We start from the raw sequence: 17,287 nt of genomic DNA, 5'->3' as shown, positions 1-17,287 counted from the left end.
GATTTTTCGGATTTTGCAGCCGCCCGCTTTTCAGAAAGTCAGCATCTTCCGTATGAATGTGAATGAAGCACAAGGCAACTGCTGAACCTAGGGACGTATTATTCAGGCGTTCACAGAATTCGTGTAATCCGAAAAATCCGACGAATCCGTGGTTCTGACAAGCTGCTAGGTGATAAACAAATTGCGCCCGACTTCGGCCGAGATAAGAATGGTGCGCTCACGGTTAACGCGCAGCTCTAGCGAGTTATCAAACTCTACTTTATCCAGTACTTTAAGGTGGGCACCTAAGGGCAGGCCTACCTTATCGAGGTACTGGAGGAAGGGCGCCGAGGTGTCTTTGACGGCCGCCAGCGTGCCGCGCTCGCCCACGGCTAGGTCGGCGAGCAGGCGCTGCGTGGGGCGGCGCATGGCCCCGTCCTCGGCCGGAATGGGGTCGCCGTGCGGGTCGAGGGTAGGGTAATTCAGAAACTCATCGAGCCGCCGCATTAGCAGCGGCGACTGCACGTGCTCGAGCTCTTCGGCCACCTCGTGCACCTCGTCCCAGTTGAAGCCCAGTTGCTGCACCAAGAACACCTCCCATAGCCGGTGCTTGCGCACCGTGAGCAGCGCCAGCCGCCGGCCCTCGGGCGTGAGCTGCACGCCGCGGTACTTCTCGTAGCGCAGCAGCTCCTTTTCGGCCAGGCGGCGCAGCATGTCCGTCACCGAGGCCGCCCGGGTGGTCAGCGCCGCCGCAATGCGGTTGGTGCTCACGTCTTGCCCCGGCTCGGCCTCGGCCAGCTTATAGATGGTTTTTAGATAATTCTCTTCGGTGTGGCTGGGCATTGCTTTCAATTAGCAATTAACAATGAGCAATGAGCAGGTAACACCGAGAAATAACAATCAGGAAAAGCTGCTCATTACTTATTGTTAATTGCTCATTACTACCTACCATTTAATCAGCGCCGAGGCCCAGGTGAAGCCCGAGCCAAAGGCAGCTAGGCACACGAGGTCGCCGCGCTTGATGCGGCCTTCCTGCATGGCCTCGCTCAGAGCAATGGGGATGCTGGCGGCTGTGGTGTTGCCGTACTTCTGAATGTTGCTGAACACTTTGTCATCGCCGAGGCCCATTTTCTGCTGGACGTACTGCGTAATGCGCAGGTTGGCTTGGTGCGGAATGAGCAGGTCGATGTCCTGGGGCTGGTGGCCGTTCTGGTCGAGCGCCTCCTTAATGACCTGCGGAAAGCGCACCACGGCGTGCTTGAACACGTTCTGGCCGTTCATGTAGGGGTACAATTCCAGCGGATTATCCGCCACGTAGCCGGCGCGGTCTTCCCGGTTTGAGCCGGGCTCCTTCACAATCAGCTCTTCGGCAAACTCGCCCTGCGCGTGCAGGTGCGTGCTGAGAATGCCGTGGCCCTCCTGGCTAGATGGCCGCAGCAAGACCGCGCCCGCGCCGTCGCCAAAAATAACCGATACGGCCCGGCCGCGGGTCGACTTGTCGAGGCCCGAGGAATGGATTTCGGAGCCCACCACCAGCACGTTATCGTACATGCCAGTGCGGATGAACTGGTCGGCCACCGACAGCGCGTAGATGAAGCCCGAGCACTGGTTGCGCACGTCGAGGGCGGGGCAGTTGTTGGTCATGCCCAATTCGCGCTGCATGAGCACGCCCGAGCCGGGGAAAAAATAGTCGGGCGAGAGCGTAGCAAACACGATGAGCTGCACGTCGTTGGGCTGCAGGCCAGCGGCGGCCAGCGCGCGGCGCGACGCCTCGGCGCCCATGCCAGCGGTCGTGTCCTTGCCTTCCTCAAACCAGCGGCGCTCCTGAATGCCGGTGCGCTCCTGAATCCAGGCGTCGGAGGTGGCCATCATTTCTTCGAGGTCCGCGTTTTTGACTACGCGGTCGGGCACGTAGTGGCCCACGCCCGCAATTTCGGCGCGGCGCAAGGTGGTAGGAGAAGCCATTGAGTATGAACGAAAAAGGGGGTGGGAGGGGAGGGTAGTGGCCAGCCTGCGCCGAATGAGGAAACAGTGAAGCAACTCAAAATTACCTCATCTAGGCTACGCTAGGCGGGTGCAAAGGTGGCGGGTGGCAGCAGGCTTTCCAGCAAATGCCGTAATTTTTTGCCTTCGCCCGCCCACAGCACCTCGTCGGTGGGCGGGCCTTTGGGGTAAAAAGCAGCCGTTGGCAAGGCCGCGGCCACCTGCGCTGCCGCCGCGGCGGGCTGCGCAAAATCGACCACCAGCCCCGCCCCGTGCGCCTGCACCAGCTCCGTCCAGAGCGGATTGGGCGGCACTAGCATTGGCAGGCCGTGGGCCAGATACTCAAACAGTTTGGTGGGGCGGCAGCGCTCGGTGCTGGGGTGCGGCCGGTAGGGTAGCAGCCCTAGGTGGCTGCGCCCCATTTCGGCCACCACCTGCGCGTGGGGCACCAGCGCCGCGCCGCCAATGAGCGTGAGCCAGTTGGCTTCGGCCGCGGCCAGGTGCTGCAACTCTGCCAGCAGCGCTGGCTGCTGGCAAAAGCCGATGACGGTGAGCCGCACCCCGCCCGGCCAGGCAGCCCCTAGGTGCCGGGCCAGCGTAATGGCCTCGCGCACGCCCGTCAGCTCCGCGATGGTGCCCGAGAACAGCAGCCGCAGCGGCTCAGTACCTATGGGAAGCGGGCGGGCGGCGTGGGGCAGTATCTCGCCGGGCTGGGGCTGGTATTTATTTTCGAGCAGCAGCACCCGGCCGGCGGGCAGGTCGGTAAGAAAGGGCAGCTCGTCGGCGTAGCTGGCCTCGGCCAGCACCACGGCGGCGGCGCGGCGGGCGGCCACGTCCTCTACCCGGCGCAAGGTGGCAGCCAGTACTTGGCGCACCACGGCCGGGTACACGCCCTGGCTGCGGATGTTGAGGGCGTAGTTCTCGCGAATGTCATAGACAAACTGCCGGCCGCGCCCTAGGTGCTGCCACAGCAGCGTGAGGGGCAGCAGCTCGGGCGCATGCACCACCACTAGCGCCGGGGCTGGGCGCAGCATCCGCAGCAGGCGCCAGTAGCGCCACTGGGCCGCTAGCCGCCCTAGGCTCAGCCGCGAGCTCCAGAAAATAGCATTATGGATGACGCGCGGCTTTACCAGGTCCGGGTGCAGGTCGTCGCCCGTGCCGCGGCCAGTCACGTGCACGCGCAAGTCGGGCCGTTGCAGAATGGTCTCGGCAAATTTGCCTCGCATCCGGGTATCGTCCACCGGCTTCAGTACCGAGGCCAGTACCACGGGGCGCAGCGTATCGTCGGTGGCGACTATCCTAGGTGTAGCCCCGTAGGTTGGAGCCGGTGGGCGGGGCGGTGACATCTTCCAAAGATGCTGCGCATTTCCTTAAAGCAGGGGCGCCTGGGGGCACGGGGTGCCCCCGGTTTTGCCAGGTATGTAGCTAGAAATTTGTATATAAACAGGTTAGGTGAGCAAGGCCCGGCTGCTAGCTGTGCAGCGCCTAAGGCTAGTAAGCAGGTCGTGCACAGAAGTTAAGGTTCGGGTTAATACTTTAATGAACAGTGTATTGCCTCGCTTGCCGCTATATTGCTGGGCATTCTGGCTGACTACGCGACGCGGGCGCCTTTGCCCGCCCGTGCAGCGGCCCTCACTCATTCCTGCTTATGAAAACACTATTTCGCCCCGTTCGCCTGCTGCTGCTGGCCACCTTATTGGTGAGCAGCCTAGGCTGCCGCCGCACCACCGAAGACCCGCAGCCTACGCAACCCACCGGCCAGGACCTCTTCGTATCGGCGCAGTCCATCGGTACTGTGCCCCGATTGCTGCTGCAAAGCCAGGCCGCGTTGGTGGGCTTCGGGGCGTTCGCGCCGCAGCTCAAGTACGACGCCACCTACTACAAGTTCCTGTACAAGACCACCTATAAGGGCCAGCTCATCCAGGTATCGGGGCTGCTGGGCGTGCCGCTCAATACGCCTACGCCGCCCGCCTTGCTCAGCGCGCAGCACGGCACTATGTTCAAGCAAAGCGACGCCCCGTCCAACTTTCCCAGTGCTTTCACCGGCTTCGAGCTGTTTGCCAGCGCCGGCTTCGTCACGGTCATTCCCGATTTTATCGGCCTGGGCGCGTCGAGCAATGTGGTGCAGCCCTACTACGACAAGGCCACCTCGGCCAGCACGGTGGTGGATATGCTCAAGGCCGCGAAGTATTTTTTGCAGCAGCAAAGCATTGCTACCAATAAAAACCTGTTTCTGCTGGGCTACTCCGAAGGCGGCTACGTGACGATGGCCGCGCAGCAGGAAATCGAAACCAACCCCGCCCACCAGCTCACGCTCACGGCCGCTGCCGAAGGTGCAGGCGGCTACGACCTGGCGGGCATGCTCAGCGGCATTGCCACCACGCCCACCTACGCCACGCCCTCTTTTCTAGCGCTTTTGCTGAACGGCTACAACACGACCTACGGCTGGAACCGGCCACTGTCCGACTTCTTTCAGGCGCCCTACGCGGCTCGGATTCCGGCGCTGCTCGACGGCACCAAGGACCGCGCGACCATCGACGCCCAGCTCACGACCAGCCCGGTGGCCTTGTTCACGCCCGCTTTCTACACAGCCCTAGGTACCGCCAGCGGCGAGGCCGTGCTCAAGCAGCAGCTGGCCGATAATAGCTTCGGCGGCTGGGTGCCGCGCAGCCCCACGCGCCTCTACCACGGCACCGCCGACGAGAGCGTATTCTACCAAACCTCGGCCACCACGGCGGCCCGTTTCCAGGCTGCGGGCGCTACCAACGTCACGCTTATTTCCATCCCGAACGGCATGCACGCAACGAGCATCATACCCATGATGGCCGACGCGTTACCCTGGCTGCAATCGCTGGATAAGTAAGCGGCCGGCCTATGTCCTGTTGCCCGGTTTTGGTGCGTTGTGCTGATTGGTAGCCTATTAGCGCCGCTATTATGTTACTTGTGCCACCTAGGTGGCGGCGATGCCCATTCTTTCTGAAAAAGAGAAGTAAGCGCGGGGCTATTTTTGCGCCCAGTTTTACTTCTCTTTTTTCATGGATACTACCAGCCACCACAGCCCCGTACTCGACCGCTTTGCCGCCCAAGAGGCCATCGAAGCCGCGTGGGACGACCGCACCTTGCTCGACCAGCCCGAAACCCAAACTGCTATCGAGCACGTCATTGAAGACCTCGACAAGGGCAAATTGCGCGTAGCCGAGCCGCCCACCGAAGAAGGCGGCGAGTGGACTATCAATGAGTGGGTGAAGAAGGCCGTGATTCTGTACTTCCCCATCCGCAAGATGGAAACCCAGGAAGTCGGCCCCTTCGAGTTCCACGACAAGATGGCCCTCAAAACCGACTACGCCAGCCAGAAAGTGCGCGTGGTGCCGCCCGCCGTGGCCCGCTACGGCGCCTACTTGGCCCCCGGCGTCATCCTGATGCCGAGCTACACCAACATTGGTGCCTACGTGGGCGAAGGCACCATGGTCGATACCTGGGCCACCGTGGGCAGCTGCGCCCAAGTGGGCAAAGGCGTGCACCTGAGCGGCGGCGTGGGCCTAGGCGGCGTGCTCGAGCCCGTGCAGGCGGCCCCGGTTATCATCGAAGACGGTGCCTTCATCGGCTCGCGCTGCATCTTGGTTGAAGGCTGCCGCATTGGCAAGGAAGCCGTTATCGGCGCGGGTGTTACCATCACGGGCAGCACCAAAATCATCGACGTAACTGGCCCCGAGCCCAAGGAATACCGCGGCTACGTGCCGCCGCGCTCGGTCGTCATTCCGGGCACCATTCCCAAGAGCTTCCCGGCCGGCGAGTACCAGGTGCCCTGCGCCCTCATCATCGGCCAGCGCAAGCCCAGCACCGACTTGAAAACGTCGCTTAATGACGCGTTGCGTGATTTTGGCGTATCCGTCTAGATAGCGGATTCAAGTCCGCCCACGGCGGGCGGGCTACATATATTAAACAAAAAAGGCTGCTCTACTGAGCAGCCTTTTTTGTTGTTTACTCTGAAAAATTTGTTTGAATTTACGATTTTAAGCGGCTACTGACCGCAACTTCTCGCCAAACAGCGCCTTCACCTTATCCACCTTCGGCTTGGCCACAAATTGGCAATAAGGCTCGTGGCCGTGCATGTTGAAGTAGTTCTGATGGTAGTCCTCGGCCACGTAAAACTCGGGCGCGGCCGTGATTTCGGTCACAATGGGGTTCGGAAAAGCCTGCTTGTCGTTCAGGGTTTTCTTCCACTGCTCGGCCAGCTGGTGCTGCTCCTCGGTATTGTAGTAGATAACCGAGCGGTACTGCGTGCCGGTGTCGGCGCCCTGGCGGTTGAGGGTCGTGGGGTCGTGGGTCTTAAAGAAAATTTCGAGCAGCTCCTCGTAGCTGATGATGGCCGGGTCGAAGGTGATGTCAATCACCTCGGCGTGGCCGGTCATGCCGCTGCATACCTCGCGGTACGTAGGGTTTTTGATGCGGCCGCCGGCGTAGCCCGATACCACTTTCTCTACCCCTTTTAAATTCTGAAAAACGGCTTCGACGCACCAAAAGCAGCCGGCCCCAAAAGTTGCATGTTCCATCGCAGATTTAACTGATTTAACTGATTGCACGGATACGCTTGCTGCGCAAGCTGACTGCGGACTGATGCCGCTACCGCACTGGTTTACTAACGAAAAAGAATGGCTCAGCGTTCGCCCTCATTGCTAGTTGGTGCCAGCTACAGCGCTCTACAGCGCATAGTCAGCTTGCGTAGCAAGCGTATCCGCGTAATCCGTTAAATTCGTTTAATCTGCGGTTCTTTCGAGCCAGCCGTGTACTGGTAAAAGCCTTCGCCTGATTTGACACCTAGGCGGCCGGCCATTACCATGTTTACCAGCAGCGGGCAGGGCGCATATTTGGGGTTGCCCAGGCCTTCGTGCAGCACCCGCAGGATGGCCAGGCACACGTCGAGGCCGATGAAATCGGCCAGTTGGAGCGGGCCCATGGGGTGGGCCATGCCGAGCTTCATCACCGTGTCAATCTCTTCCACGCCAGCCACGCCCTCGAAGAGCGTGATAATGGCCTCGTTAATCATGGGCATCAGGATGCGGTTGGCCACGAAGCCGGGGTAGTCGTTGACCTCAGTGGGCGTTTTGCCGAGCTGGCGCGACAAGTCCATCACGCGCGCCGTCACCTCGTTGGAGGTGGCGTAGCCCCGAATAACCTCCACCAGCTTCATCACCGGCACGGGGTTCATAAAGTGCATGCCGATAACCTGCGCCGGGCGCTTGGTAACGGCCGCAATCTTGGTAATCGAAATCGACGAGGTATTGCTAGCCAGGATGGCCCCGGCGGGCGCGTATTGGTCGAGGTCGCGAAAAATCTGGAGCTTGAGGTCCACGTTTTCGGTGGCAGCCTCCACCACCAGCTCGGCGCCGGCCACGCCGGCCTCGATGCTCGTGAAGGTGCGCAGCCGACCTAGGGTAGCCGTTTTGTCTTCTTCGCTCAGCGTAGCCTTCGCTACCTGGCGGTCGAGATTCTTGGTGATAGTGGACAGGCCCCGGTCGAGGGCCGGCTGGTTGATGTCGATGAGCGAGACGGCAAAGCCGTGCTGGGCAAACACGTGGGCAATGCCATTGCCCATAGTACCCGAACCGATAACGGCAATTTGCATGGGTGGGAAAGCGAGCTGGAAACGAGTGAAAAAGATTTCGCAAAACTACTCGCTAGCCTTGCCACGGCTAGGGTAGGCCGCTGGATAGGTAAAAAAATAAGCGCCACATTATCCTTTTTTTTACGGCTTCGTACAACACCCCGGAAGGCCCGGAAAGCCTTTCGCTACTCTTCCAATCTTAACACGCTCCTTTCACTCATGGGTAACCTCCTGTATCTCATCGCCGTCATTCTCATCATCGTGTGGGCCCTCGGCTTCTTTGGTATTCTTGGAACTGGTATTCAGGGCAACAGCCTGATTCACATTCTCCTGGTTATCGCTATCGTTGCTATTCTGCTGCGCGTCATCAGTGGCCGCCGCCCGGTGTAAGCAGGCGTTTCGCCCAGCGCACACCCTATAAAAAAAGCCCTTGCTACGTATCGTAGCAAGGGCTTTTTTGTAGGTCAACTCAACCAGGGGCTAGCGCCCGATGTTGAACAAGAAATTAAACCGAATGACGGGGTTAGGATAAATACTGTTGTAGTCATCCTGAAAATTATAGAGCAGCACAATGTCGGCGGCGGCGCGGTTGCTAATCTGCGAGCGGTAGCCAGCGCCCAGCAGCGGCGTCTGAATCGAGCGGGTCACTTTGCCGCCGGTTAGGTAGCCGTTGTTGTCAACGGCCAGCAGCTCGGCGCGAGTTACCTCGTATTCGGCGTGCACGAAGAACTGGTTGTACACCATGAACTGGGCAAAGCCTTTCACCCCAAAGCTGCTGGTATTAAAGCTGGTGCTGCCGCCCCGGCCATTGTCGGCGCCGTAGTAGTTGTAGGCGTAGCTGATGCCCGGCCCGATAGAAAACCGGTCGCTCACGCGGTAGCCCACGGCCGGCGAGATGCTAAAGTTGAAGTTGCTCAGGCCGTAGTACGAGCTGTAGCCCAGCCCGATACCCGAGTACACAAACATCTTGGTGTACTGCTCAGCGTGCTGCTGCAAGGCCTTGCGCTTCTGCTCGCGCTCGGGTAGCTCCAGGCCCGACGGGCTGTAGGTGTCGGGCGCGGGCAAGTCAGCGTTGGCCGGCGTAGTGGGCGCGGGGGTAGGCGTCGTGGTAGCGGGCGTTTCGGCCGGCGTAGTCGGCGTTACGGGCACAGGTACAGGTACAGGAACGGCGGGGGGCGGCACCTGCACGGGGGCGGGCACCACTACGGGCGCCGTATTCAGCACCGGTTTATCCTGGGCCAGCAGCCGGCCGGGAGCCAACAGCGCCACTGCTACGAGCAGCGACGGAAAAAGCAAACGCTTCATTGGGGGTAATTAAAAATTAGAAATTATGAATTAAAAATTACTGATTAAGAACTGATTGACTAAAAATTGCTTCCCAAGTAGCCCTAGGAAGCAATTTCTAATTTTTAATTCATAATTTTTAATTTCTTAGGCCAGCTGATACATCTTCTGGCGCTGTGCTTTCAGGGTTTCGTCCGACAAGTATTCTTCGTAGTTCATGCGGCGGTCGATGATGCCATCGGGCGTGAGCTCGATGATGCGGTTGGCCACCGTTTCGATAAACTGCAAGTCGTGGGAGGCGAAAATGAGCGAGCCGGTGAAGTCCTTGAGGCCGTTGTTCAGGGCCTGAATGCTTTCCAAATCCAAATGGTTCGTGGGGTCGTCCAGCACTAGCACGTTGCCGCTTTCGAGCATCATCTTGCTCAGCATGCAGCGCACTTTCTCGCCGCCGCTCAGCACGTTAGGCTTCTTCTGGCTTTCCTCGCCCGAGAACAGCATGCGGCCCAGCCAGCCGCGCACAAAGCTCTCGTCTTTCTCCACCGAGTACTGGCGCAGCCAGTCCACCAGGTTCATGTTGTCGGCCTGGAAGTACGAGCTGTTTTCCTTCGGAAAGTAGCTCGGCGTGATGGTGGTGCCCCAGTCGTAGGTGCCTTTGTCGGGCTTGGCCTCGCCGAACAGAATGTCGAACAGCAGCGAAGCCGCCCGGTCGTCGCGGCCCACGATGGCGATTTTATCGCCCTTGTCGAGCGTAAAGCTCACGTTTTTCAGCACTGGGTGGCCGTCCACCAGCTTGGTCACGCCCTCGATGCTCAGCAACTGGTTGCCGGCTTCGCGCTCGGGCTTGAAGGCGATGTAGGGGTAGCGGCGCGACGAAGGCTTGATTTCTTCCAGCGTCAGCTTTTGCAGCAGCTTTTGGCGACTAGTGGCCTGCTTCGATTTCGAGGCGTTGGCCGAGAAGCGGCGCACAAACTCTTCGAGTTCTTTGCGCTTGTCCTCGGTCTTTTTGTTCACGTCCTGGCGCTGGCGCAGGGCCAGTTGGCTACTCTCGTACCAGAAGCCGTAGTTGCCGGGGTACATCGTGATTTTCGAGAAGTCGAGGTCAGCCATGTAGTTACACACGGCATCCAGGAAGTGCCGGTCGTGGCTTACAACGATAACGGTGTTCTCGAAATTGTCGAGGAAGTTTTCAAGCCAGAGCACGCTCTCGGCGTCGAGGTTGTTGGTCGGTTCGTCGAGCAGCAGCACGTCGGGGTTGCCAAACAGCGCTTGGGCCAGCAGCACGCGCACTTTTTCGGAGGCCCCTAGGTCCGACATCAGCGAATAGTGCTTGTCCTCCGTGATGCCGAGGCCGCTCAGCAATTCAGCCGCCTGGTACTCAGCATCCCAGCCGCTCATGTCGGCAAATTCGCCTTCCAGGACACCTAGGCGCTCGCCGTCGGCGTCGGTGGCGGTGCCCAGGTCGTACTTGGCGTAGAGGGCGTCCTTCTCGCGCATCACGGCCGCCAACTGCTGGTGGCCCTGAATGACGGTGGCCAGCACCTGCTGGTCGTCGTAGGCAAACTGGTTCTGTTTGAGCACCGCCAGGCGCTGGCCGGCGGGCAGCTCTACCGAGCCGGTGTTGGGCTCAATCTCGCCCGAGAGAATCTTGAGGAAGGTGGATTTGCCCGCGCCGTTGGCCCCAATGAGGCCGTACACGTTGCCCGGCAAAAACTTCACCGTCACGTCTTCAAACAATACCCGCTTGCCGTAGCGCAAGCTCACGTTGGAGGTCGAAATCATCTAAGCCAGAATAAAAACTACAAATAGCCCCGCAAAAATACAGCGGCTGCCGGGTTTGCCGCACACGCGTGGCCCGGCCCCGAGGCTACTTAACAACCCAGCTCGCCAATTTGTGCCCGGCGGCCGGGCTGGTTGGCGCCGCTCGTAGGTCGGTCTAATGCGCTGGGTACCGCCTTATCAGGCAACCTAGGCACAACGTAGGGCCGCAAAAAGGAGTATAGCCCCTAAGCTGCTGCACTAGCTGGCCCGGTTGCTTTTTCATCTCACAAGTTCGTCTTTTTATGGCTGCCCGCCCCACCTCCACTTCTACCACCCCCGTACTCTCCCCCGAGCAAAACGGCTTTCGCTACGGCCTCATCACGGGAATCGTTTTGTGCGCCTACACGCTAGTAGCCGCGCTGCTGGGCTTTTTCTCCCGCATCGAGGCCGGTGCGCTCGACGTGCTCATTCTAATCCTCGGGGCGGTACTGGCCATCCGCAATTTCCGCAAGGTGCGGGGCGACCACATGCCCTACCTCGGCGGCTACGGCACGGGCATCATTTCGGCGCTGGTAGCGTCTATTATCCTGGGCCTGTTTTTCGTAGTTCTCACGGTGCTGATACCCAAGTCGATGGACCTCACGCAGGTAGAAAGCTTGTTTGGCTTTGACTTATCGGTCGTAATTGCCCTGCTGGCCATCGTGCTGATGGGCGCCATGACGGGCGTTATCACGTCGCTCGTGGCCATGCAGTACTTCAAAGTATCGACTCCCGACCCCTTGCACATGATGGAGGAGAGCTAGGAGCGAGATTGAGTTAAGCGTGATGCGTTAAAAGATAAAGCCCTGACTTCTGCTGAGAGGTCAGGGCTTTATCTTTTAACGCATCACGCTTAACTCTGCACTCAATATTCCTTGGGCAGGGGCAACGCAAACGGCACAAATTGGCTTACGTCACCCCCAAAGCGGTGAATCTCGCGGATGATGGTGCTGCTGATGGCCGCCAGCAGGGGCGAGGTGATAAGAAACACGGTTTCCAGGGCCGGGTTGACGTGGCGGTTGGCCTGGGCGATGGTGTTTTCGTACTCAAAATCGGTGGTGTTGCGCAGGCCCCGCAGCAGGTAGCGCGCCCCGGTGTTGCGGGCAAAATCGGCCGTGAGGCCGCGGTAGCTGCGCACCGACACGCGCGGCTCGTCCTCGAACAGCTCAGTTATCTGGGCCTCCATCCACTCCACCGGTAGGTAGCGCTGCTTGCTGCTGTTGTTGCCGATGGCGATGATAATCTCATCGAACAGCTCGGCGCCCCGGCGCACCACGTCGAGGTGGCCGTTGGTGAAAGGGTCGAAAGAACCAGGAAAGAGCGCGATTTTTTTCATTGAACACTGGTCATTTAACACTTAACAACTCGTCGTTTTTTATTCAACAGAAAGCTTCTAGCAGCTCGTAGAGCTTGGCAGCAAACTGGTAAGCACATTTATAGCAATCTCTACGAGCTGTTAACTATTAAATGACCAATGTTAAATGAAACCCTCCTAGGCGCAAAAGGCGAGGCTAAACAGCTCGAAGTGGCGGCACTCGGCCAGCTCATTGAGGCGGTAGCTGTACTGGAGGCCAAAGGGGCGGCTGCCGAAGCGCAGGTGCCGCACGTAGGTGCGCAGCAGCGTAAAGATGGCCGACTCGCTGGTGAGGTCGCCCCACACGGCCACGGCATCCTGGTCGGGATTCAGGCCCAGTTCCTGCATCACCAGGATGGTGTAGTACACCGCGTCTTCGGGCGTGCTGATGGCGAAGACGTTGCAAAACTCTAGCTGCGCGCCCAGCACTACCAGCGTCAGCTCGGGGCCGGCCAGGTGCAGGTACAGCTGCCGGGTGGGGGCCGCTGGGCCCCGCTGGTGCAGCAGGCCGGCCACCAGCGCGCTGGTGTGGTGCAGTAGGCGGGCGCCGGGGCCGTGGGTGGCATGCAGCCATTCGGCCACGGCCGCCTCAACCGCAAAAAGGCTCACCAGCTCGTGCGCGGGCGACCCCGGCGGCAGCGCGTAGGCCCAGGCTTGCTCGGTGGCGCTCAGTGGGTGGTGCAACTGCAAATAAGCGGCCTCGTCGCCGGCCCGAAACAAGGGCGCCGGCAGCAGCGTGAATGCCCCGCCGCCCACCGCGAGCCGCACCGCGGCCCAGCCCGGGCGGCCCAGCAGCTCGTGGCCGGCCGCCAGGGCGGGCAAATCGGCCGGTGCCGCAAGCGTCCAGTCTTCCAACACCACTACTTTTTGGCGGGCCGCCTCGCGCACCGCCAGGCGGCAGTGGCCCTCCGTGAGCAGAATATCGAGGTGGTAGGCACCTAGGTGGGCCGGGTCGAAGGTTTCGTCGTGCAGCTGCACGACGGGGGCGGGCAGCAGGGCCGAAGAAGGAGGAAGAATAGCGGTAGCGGACACGGGCAAGGGCGGCGGCCGCTGGCGGCCGCCGGGGATAAAAGTAGCATACCGCCCGGCGCCGTGAGCGGCGAGGGGAGACTAAACCCGGTATGCTACCTTAACTATACGCTAAATAGCAGCTACTTAAGCAGCTGCTGGGGCACAAAAACATCGTCGACGCTGAGCAGCCCGCGCAGCACGGGATGTACTTGGGCGGGGGGCAGGGCCAGCAGCTGGCGCGGGCTAAACCAGGCCAATTCAGTAAGCAGCTGGTGGTCGGGGGCGTGCTCGGGGTCGTGGCCCAGCTGGGGCTGCGCCTTGGGGTCATCGGGCAGGGCTTCGAAGAATAGCTCTAGTGCCTGCAGCTCGCCCTGTTGAAACTCGTGCAGGTGCAGCAGGCGGCCCGCCTGCACGGCCAGCCCGGTTTCTTCCCGAAACTCGCGGCGCACTGCCTCGCGCAGCGACTCGCCAAAAACCCAGCCGCCGCCCGGCGGCGACCAGAAGGGCGCCCTCCCGGCCAGCAGCCCGCGGTGGGCGGCCAGCAGCAGCGTGCCTTCGCGCAGCAGCAGGCCGCCCACGCGCACGCGCACCTGCCCGGCGTAGGGGCGTAGTAAGTCGTCAGTATATGCCATGATAATAGTCGGGCTAGGCCCCCGCAAAGCCTGGGGCAGGAAACGTAGCCCTGCCCTAACGTGCGCGGCGGCCCGGCGGTTGGCCTAAAGGCCGCCGGGCACCTAGGGTAGCGGCTATCTTTGCCGGGTGCCTGGTTAGGCAAAAGCGTGTATGCTGAAAAAATACGAGGCAGCCCTGACGGTCCTCGCCCTGCTGCTTATCGGGTCGCCGCTGGCTTTCGACCTAGGGGCCCTGCCCATTCAGAGCTGGGATGAAGCCCGCCAGGCCGTTAATTCGCTGGAAATGCTACGCTCAGGTGGGCAGTGGCTCGTCACTACCTTCGACCACCAGCCCGATTTGTGGAACACCAAGCCGCCGCTGCTTATTTGGCTGCAAGCCCTGAGCATGAGCGTGCTGGGCCCCACCGAGGTGGCGGTGCGGCTGCCTTCGCTGCTGGCCTCGCTGGGGGTGGTGGGCCTGCTGTACCTGGCCGGCCGCCGGGTGGGCCGGCCGGGCCTGGGACTGCTGGCCGGGGCCCTGCTCGTGACCATGCCGGGCTATCGGGGCCCGCACCTGGCCCGCAGCGGCGACTACGACGCCCTGCTGTGCCTGTGGGTACTGGGGCAGCTGCTCGCCACCTTCGCCTACGCCGAAACCGGGCGGCGGCGCTATTTATTTTTGGCGGCGGGCGCCGTGGGCGGGGCCGTGCTTACCAAAAGCGTGGCCGGGCTGCTGGGGTTGCCCAGCCTGGTGCTGTACCTGCTGCTGCAAAAAAAGCTGGGGCCTACGCTGCGTCGGCCCGCCTTTTGGGGCGCGGCGGCGGTGGGCCTGGCCGGCCCGGTGGCCTACTACCTGCTGCGCGAGCGGGCGCTGCCCGGCTACCTGGCTGCCGTGTGGGAAAACGAGCTGGGCGGCCGCTACGCCCATGATTTGTCGTATGGCCCGCACCCGCTGCTGTTTCACGTGGCTAACCTGGTAAAGTACCAGTGCAAGGCCTGGCTGCCGCTGCTGCCGCTCGCCGGCTTTCTGGTGGCCGCGCCGCCTTCGGCGGGCCGCCGCCTAGGTGCCTTGCTGGGCCTGTTTCTGGTGCAATGGCTGGCCGTCATCACGTTTTCCGAAACCAAATTTGAGTGGTACACGGGACCCATGCTGCCGGCCTTGGCCCTGCTGCTGGCCCTGGGGGTGGGGGCGGCCTACACCAGAGTACAAAGCTGGCTGCCGGCCCGGGTGCAGCGCGCCTGGTGGCGCCCGCTGCTGGGCGCCGCGCTGGCGGTGGGGTTGGTGGCCATCCCGCTGGGCCGGGCTTTCTACTGGATAAAGCAGGAGCGCGTGGGCTACCAGGTATGGGGCAGCTACCGGGCCTACAGCGCCTATGTGCGCGCCTACCAGCCGGCCCAAAAGCCGGCCCACGTGCTGGCGTATTACGACGACGACTACTTCGGCAGCCTGCATTTTTATCAGCAAACCCTGGGGGCGCGGGGGCTGCACCTGCGCTGCTGCGGCCCCGATAGCCTGCCCCGGCAGCTCGCGCCCGGCGCCCAGGTGCTGGTGTGCCTGCCCGATTTGCGCCAGCGCCTGCTGCAGCGCTACGCCGTGCGGCTCGTCAACCAGCGCGAGACTTGCACGCTCTACGAAGTGACTGGCCCGGCAGTGGCTAGCCAACCAGCTGTCAAATAAGTGTCTAACCCCCGCTACTCATGTCAGATTCTGCCCTTTCCCCCGCTTCCGACCTGGAAGCCCGCATCCGGCGCAAGCTCGAGCGCCAGCACTTTATGCACCTCATTGGGGCCGACCTTACCCGCATCGAGCCCGGCCGCATCGAGGCTGAGTTGGTTATGGGGCAGCAGCACCAGCAGCAGCGCGGCTATGCCCACGGCGGGCTGGTGGCTACCATGGCCGACTTGGCGGCGGGCTTTGCGGCCGTCACGCTCGTGCCCGACGAGGTAGGCGTGGTCACTTCCGACCTCAAAGTGAGCTACCTCAACCCCGCTGTGGGCGCCCGCCTCAAAGCCCTGGGCTGGGTGCTGAAGGCCGGCCGGCGCCTATACTTCTGCGAAGCTGAAGTGTGGTGCGATGACGTGCTCGTGGCCAAGGCCTCGGCCACGATGGTCGTAGTGCAGTAGGTCGTTAGTGTTTAGTTGTTAGTGATTAACTATTAGTGCTTAGTGCATTATACCTAAGCGCTAATAGTTAACCACTAACAACTAATGCCTAAGCACTGACAACTAAGTTTGCGGTAGAAGCCCGCACGATGAGCTCGGCCGGGAGCTCCACGCTTTGGCTGGCCAGCAGGGGCTTCTTCTCGATAATGGCGCTGAAGAGCAAGCGGGCGGCTTCGCGGCCGATTTCGTAGGCCGGCTGCGTGACGGTGGAGAGGGGCGGGGCCAGCAGGGAGGCAATTTCGAGGTTCGAGAAGCCGATGACTTTCACATCTTGTGGAATGGCGCGGCCCAGCTCCTGGCAGGCCTGGTAGGCGCTGAGCGCCAGCCGGCCCGTAGAGGCAAACAGGCCATCGAGGTCGGGGCGCCGCTGCAATAGGGCCCTGATGGCGGCGGTGTTCTCGTCGTTCGAGCCGCCACCTTCCAGCACCAGGTCGGGGTCGAGAAGCAGGCCGTGGGCCGCCAGGGCGGCCTCGTAGCCCCGCTGCCGCTGGTTGCCGATGGCGAGCTTGCCCGACATCAATAGGTAGGCCACGCGGCGGCAACCGTTGCTGAGCAGGTGCTCGGTGGCCTGGTAAGCAGCGTCGAAGTCGTTGGTCGTGACCGTGGCCGTGCCTAGGGCGTCGCTCACGCGGTCGAAAAACACTACTGGCACACCCCGGCTGCTGAGCTGCTGGAGGTGGGCGGGGCCCTGGGTTTCGCCGGCCAGCGAGATGAGCACGCCATCGACCCGGCCGCGGGTGAGCTGCCGGGTCACCTCGGCCTCGAGGTCGTAGCTGTCGTGGGTGAGGCAGATGAGCGTGTGGTAGCCGTTTTGGCGGGCTAGCTCTTCGATGCCATCAATGGCCAGCGAAAAGAAACGGTCGTTTACTTCGGGCACTACCACGCCTATCGTGTGGCTGAGCTGGTTGCGCAGCCCGCTGGCGTAGGCGTGGGGCTGGTACTGAAGCTGCGTCGCCATGCTTTGCACGCGGCGCTTGGTTTCGGCGCTGATGTCGGAGCCGTTGCGCAGCGCGCGCGACACGGTGGAAGAAGCCAGGCCTAGCTGCTGGGCTAGCTGCTTCAGGGTAACGGAGGACACGGGAAGGAAAGTAGGGGTAGGAATGGGCCCCGCAAGCTAAGCAGGAAGCCGGGATAAACTTGTACGCTACCCAGGAGTAATACGGGGCTTGTAGCCCGCACCGGCCGCTTTGCCTACCTTCGCTACAAGCGGCCAAACGGTCACTTTCATTGAGCTAATAGCATAAAATGGTTGTTAAAGAAAAGCAAGCCCTAAAAGCCATTCACCGCTTGCTGATAGAAGGCCGCCGACTTTCCAGAGAGGGAATGTCAGGCCCAGACTCTTTTACTTATTTCGATGAATTGGAAGGGTTAATGGGCTATGTCATTGCCTGGCAAGAGGATAGAAGTGACTTTTTTGAGAGTGAACTTGGCCGAGTGTGCAATGAGGTAAAAGCTCCGCACATTCTTAAAAGATTTAAGCGGTCGTAAGTACCTAGATTA

The 17,287-nt window shown here is 61.2% G+C and carries 18 protein-coding genes; 7 read left to right on the top strand and 11 right to left on the bottom strand.

All coding sequences use genetic code 11. The annotated features are described in order from the left end of the window. Window positions 1-165 precede the first annotated feature (165 nt). The 3 genes from ACFSDX_RS11950 to ACFSDX_RS11940 form a co-directional block, all read right to left on the bottom strand. Entirely contained in the window at window positions 166-822 is a 657-nt protein-coding gene (locus ACFSDX_RS11950) for a metal-dependent transcriptional regulator (protein ID WP_382313671.1), read from the bottom strand. Between the two features lie 102 nt (window positions 823-924). Next, window positions 925-1,926, bottom strand: coding sequence for a 3-oxoacyl-ACP synthase III family protein (locus ACFSDX_RS11945; protein ID WP_382313802.1), 1,002 nt, complete (start codon window positions 1,924-1,926; stop codon window positions 925-927). 119 nt (window positions 1,927-2,045) lie between these two features. Further along, on the bottom strand, window positions 2,046-3,308 hold the full coding sequence (locus ACFSDX_RS11940; protein ID WP_382313670.1) for a glycosyltransferase family protein: 1,263 nt from the start codon (window positions 3,306-3,308) through the stop codon (window positions 2,046-2,048). A gap of 302 nt (window positions 3,309-3,610) precedes the next feature. Here ACFSDX_RS11940 and ACFSDX_RS11935 point away from each other — a divergent pair, with 302 nt between their 5' ends. Both ACFSDX_RS11935 and ACFSDX_RS11930 read left to right on the top strand, forming a co-directional pair. After that, window positions 3,611-4,825 carry an alpha/beta fold hydrolase gene (locus tag ACFSDX_RS11935; protein WP_382313669.1) on the top strand — a complete coding sequence of 405 codons (1,215 nt, stop codon included), beginning with the start codon at window positions 3,611-3,613 and terminating at the stop codon, window positions 4,823-4,825. Window positions 4,826-4,997: 172 nt separating this feature from the next. Then, entirely contained in the window at window positions 4,998-5,858 is an 861-nt protein-coding gene (locus ACFSDX_RS11930; RefSeq protein WP_382313668.1) for a 2,3,4,5-tetrahydropyridine-2,6-dicarboxylate N-succinyltransferase, read from the top strand. 117 nt (window positions 5,859-5,975) lie between these two features. Here the strand turns inward: ACFSDX_RS11930 and msrA are convergent, their stop codons facing one another. Beyond that, window positions 5,976-6,515, bottom strand: a complete 540-nt coding sequence (msrA, locus tag ACFSDX_RS11925) for a peptide-methionine (S)-S-oxide reductase MsrA (RefSeq protein WP_382313667.1) — start codon at window positions 6,513-6,515, stop codon at window positions 5,976-5,978. 194 nt (window positions 6,516-6,709) lie between these two features. Further along, window positions 6,710-7,588 (bottom strand): 3-hydroxyacyl-CoA dehydrogenase family protein, encoded by an 879-nt coding sequence (locus tag ACFSDX_RS11920; protein ID WP_382313665.1) that lies wholly within the window; start codon window positions 7,586-7,588, stop codon window positions 6,710-6,712. Between the two features lie 198 nt (window positions 7,589-7,786). Between ACFSDX_RS11920 and ACFSDX_RS11915 the strand changes: the two genes are divergently transcribed. After that, window positions 7,787-7,957, top strand: coding sequence for a lmo0937 family membrane protein (locus tag ACFSDX_RS11915; RefSeq protein ID WP_144843642.1), 171 nt, complete (start codon window positions 7,787-7,789; stop codon window positions 7,955-7,957). Window positions 7,958-8,047: 90 nt separating this feature from the next. Here the strand turns inward: ACFSDX_RS11915 and ACFSDX_RS11910 are convergent, their stop codons facing one another. Next, a complete protein-coding gene (locus tag ACFSDX_RS11910; RefSeq protein WP_382313663.1) occupies window positions 8,048-8,872 on the bottom strand; it encodes an outer membrane protein in 825 nt (274 codons plus the stop codon). Window positions 8,873-8,998: 126 nt separating this feature from the next. Beyond that, on the bottom strand, window positions 8,999-10,630 hold the full coding sequence (locus ACFSDX_RS11905) for an ABC-F family ATP-binding cassette domain-containing protein (RefSeq protein ID WP_382313662.1): 1,632 nt from the start codon (window positions 10,628-10,630) through the stop codon (window positions 8,999-9,001). A gap of 281 nt (window positions 10,631-10,911) precedes the next feature. Here ACFSDX_RS11905 and ACFSDX_RS11900 point away from each other — a divergent pair, with 281 nt between their 5' ends. After that, window positions 10,912-11,412, top strand: coding sequence for a DUF4199 domain-containing protein (locus ACFSDX_RS11900; protein ID WP_382313661.1), 501 nt, complete (start codon window positions 10,912-10,914; stop codon window positions 11,410-11,412). Between the two features lie 101 nt (window positions 11,413-11,513). Here ACFSDX_RS11900 and coaD read toward each other — a convergent pair whose 3' ends face one another. From coaD to ACFSDX_RS11885, 3 genes are all read right to left on the bottom strand, one after another. Further along, window positions 11,514-11,984, bottom strand: a complete 471-nt coding sequence (coaD, locus tag ACFSDX_RS11895; protein WP_382313660.1) for a pantetheine-phosphate adenylyltransferase — start codon at window positions 11,982-11,984, stop codon at window positions 11,514-11,516. Window positions 11,985-12,140: 156 nt separating this feature from the next. Continuing rightward, window positions 12,141-13,034, bottom strand: coding sequence for a DUF3822 family protein (locus tag ACFSDX_RS11890; RefSeq protein WP_382313659.1), 894 nt, complete (start codon window positions 13,032-13,034; stop codon window positions 12,141-12,143). A gap of 119 nt (window positions 13,035-13,153) precedes the next feature. Then, on the bottom strand, window positions 13,154-13,645 hold the full coding sequence (locus tag ACFSDX_RS11885) for an NUDIX domain-containing protein (protein ID WP_382313658.1): 492 nt from the start codon (window positions 13,643-13,645) through the stop codon (window positions 13,154-13,156). 151 nt (window positions 13,646-13,796) lie between these two features. Between ACFSDX_RS11885 and ACFSDX_RS11880 the strand changes: the two genes are divergently transcribed. Both ACFSDX_RS11880 and ACFSDX_RS11875 read left to right on the top strand, forming a co-directional pair. Continuing rightward, on the top strand, window positions 13,797-15,302 hold the full coding sequence (locus tag ACFSDX_RS11880; protein WP_382313657.1) for an ArnT family glycosyltransferase: 1,506 nt from the start codon (window positions 13,797-13,799) through the stop codon (window positions 15,300-15,302). A gap of 20 nt (window positions 15,303-15,322) precedes the next feature. Then, window positions 15,323-15,748: a PaaI family thioesterase gene (locus tag ACFSDX_RS11875; protein WP_382313655.1), complete on the top strand. Its 426-nt coding sequence runs from the start codon at window positions 15,323-15,325 to the stop codon at window positions 15,746-15,748. Window positions 15,749-15,836: 88 nt separating this feature from the next. Here ACFSDX_RS11875 and ACFSDX_RS11870 read toward each other — a convergent pair whose 3' ends face one another. Continuing rightward, window positions 15,837-16,865, bottom strand: a complete 1,029-nt coding sequence (locus ACFSDX_RS11870; RefSeq protein WP_382313654.1) for a LacI family DNA-binding transcriptional regulator — start codon at window positions 16,863-16,865, stop codon at window positions 15,837-15,839. 167 nt (window positions 16,866-17,032) lie between these two features. On the opposite strand from ACFSDX_RS11870, the gene ACFSDX_RS11865 reads away from it, so the two are divergent. Beyond that, window positions 17,033-17,275: a hypothetical protein gene (locus ACFSDX_RS11865; RefSeq protein WP_382313652.1), complete on the top strand. Its 243-nt coding sequence runs from the start codon at window positions 17,033-17,035 to the stop codon at window positions 17,273-17,275. Window positions 17,276-17,287: the final 12 nt, after the last annotated feature.

It is taken from the genome of Hymenobacter bucti (assembly GCF_042681145.1).
In the GTDB taxonomy this organism is placed as follows: domain Bacteria; phylum Bacteroidota; class Bacteroidia; order Cytophagales; family Hymenobacteraceae; genus Hymenobacter; species Hymenobacter bucti.
This window is presented reverse-complemented; position numbering and strand designations above follow the sequence as displayed.

Excerpts from the sequence above, each read along its gene's own strand:
- ACFSDX_RS11950 (WP_382313671.1), bottom strand. The coding sequence starts at position 822 with ATGCCCAGCCACACCGAAGAGAATTATCTAAAAACCATCTATAAGCTG.
- ACFSDX_RS11940 (WP_382313670.1), bottom strand. The coding sequence starts at position 3,308 with ATGTCACCGCCCCGCCCACCGGCTCCAACCTACGGGGCTACACCTAGG.
- ACFSDX_RS11935 (WP_382313669.1), top strand. The coding sequence starts at position 3,611 with ATGAAAACACTATTTCGCCCCGTTCGCCTGCTGCTGCTGGCCACCTTA.
- ACFSDX_RS11930 (WP_382313668.1), top strand. The coding sequence starts at position 4,998 with ATGGATACTACCAGCCACCACAGCCCCGTACTCGACCGCTTTGCCGCC.
- msrA (WP_382313667.1), bottom strand. The coding sequence starts at position 6,515 with ATGGAACATGCAACTTTTGGGGCCGGCTGCTTTTGGTGCGTCGAAGCC.
- ACFSDX_RS11920 (WP_382313665.1), bottom strand. The coding sequence starts at position 7,588 with ATGCAAATTGCCGTTATCGGTTCGGGTACTATGGGCAATGGCATTGCC.
- ACFSDX_RS11915 (WP_144843642.1), top strand. The coding sequence starts at position 7,787 with ATGGGTAACCTCCTGTATCTCATCGCCGTCATTCTCATCATCGTGTGG.
- ACFSDX_RS11910 (WP_382313663.1), bottom strand. The coding sequence starts at position 8,872 with ATGAAGCGTTTGCTTTTTCCGTCGCTGCTCGTAGCAGTGGCGCTGTTG.
- ACFSDX_RS11905 (WP_382313662.1), bottom strand. The coding sequence starts at position 10,630 with ATGATTTCGACCTCCAACGTGAGCTTGCGCTACGGCAAGCGGGTATTG.
- ACFSDX_RS11900 (WP_382313661.1), top strand. The coding sequence starts at position 10,912 with ATGGCTGCCCGCCCCACCTCCACTTCTACCACCCCCGTACTCTCCCCC.
- coaD (WP_382313660.1), bottom strand. The coding sequence starts at position 11,984 with ATGAAAAAAATCGCGCTCTTTCCTGGTTCTTTCGACCCTTTCACCAAC.
- ACFSDX_RS11885 (WP_382313658.1), bottom strand. The coding sequence starts at position 13,645 with ATGGCATATACTGACGACTTACTACGCCCCTACGCCGGGCAGGTGCGC.
- ACFSDX_RS11880 (WP_382313657.1), top strand. The coding sequence starts at position 13,797 with ATGCTGAAAAAATACGAGGCAGCCCTGACGGTCCTCGCCCTGCTGCTT.
- ACFSDX_RS11875 (WP_382313655.1), top strand. The coding sequence starts at position 15,323 with ATGTCAGATTCTGCCCTTTCCCCCGCTTCCGACCTGGAAGCCCGCATC.
- ACFSDX_RS11865 (WP_382313652.1), top strand. The coding sequence starts at position 17,033 with ATGGTTGTTAAAGAAAAGCAAGCCCTAAAAGCCATTCACCGCTTGCTG.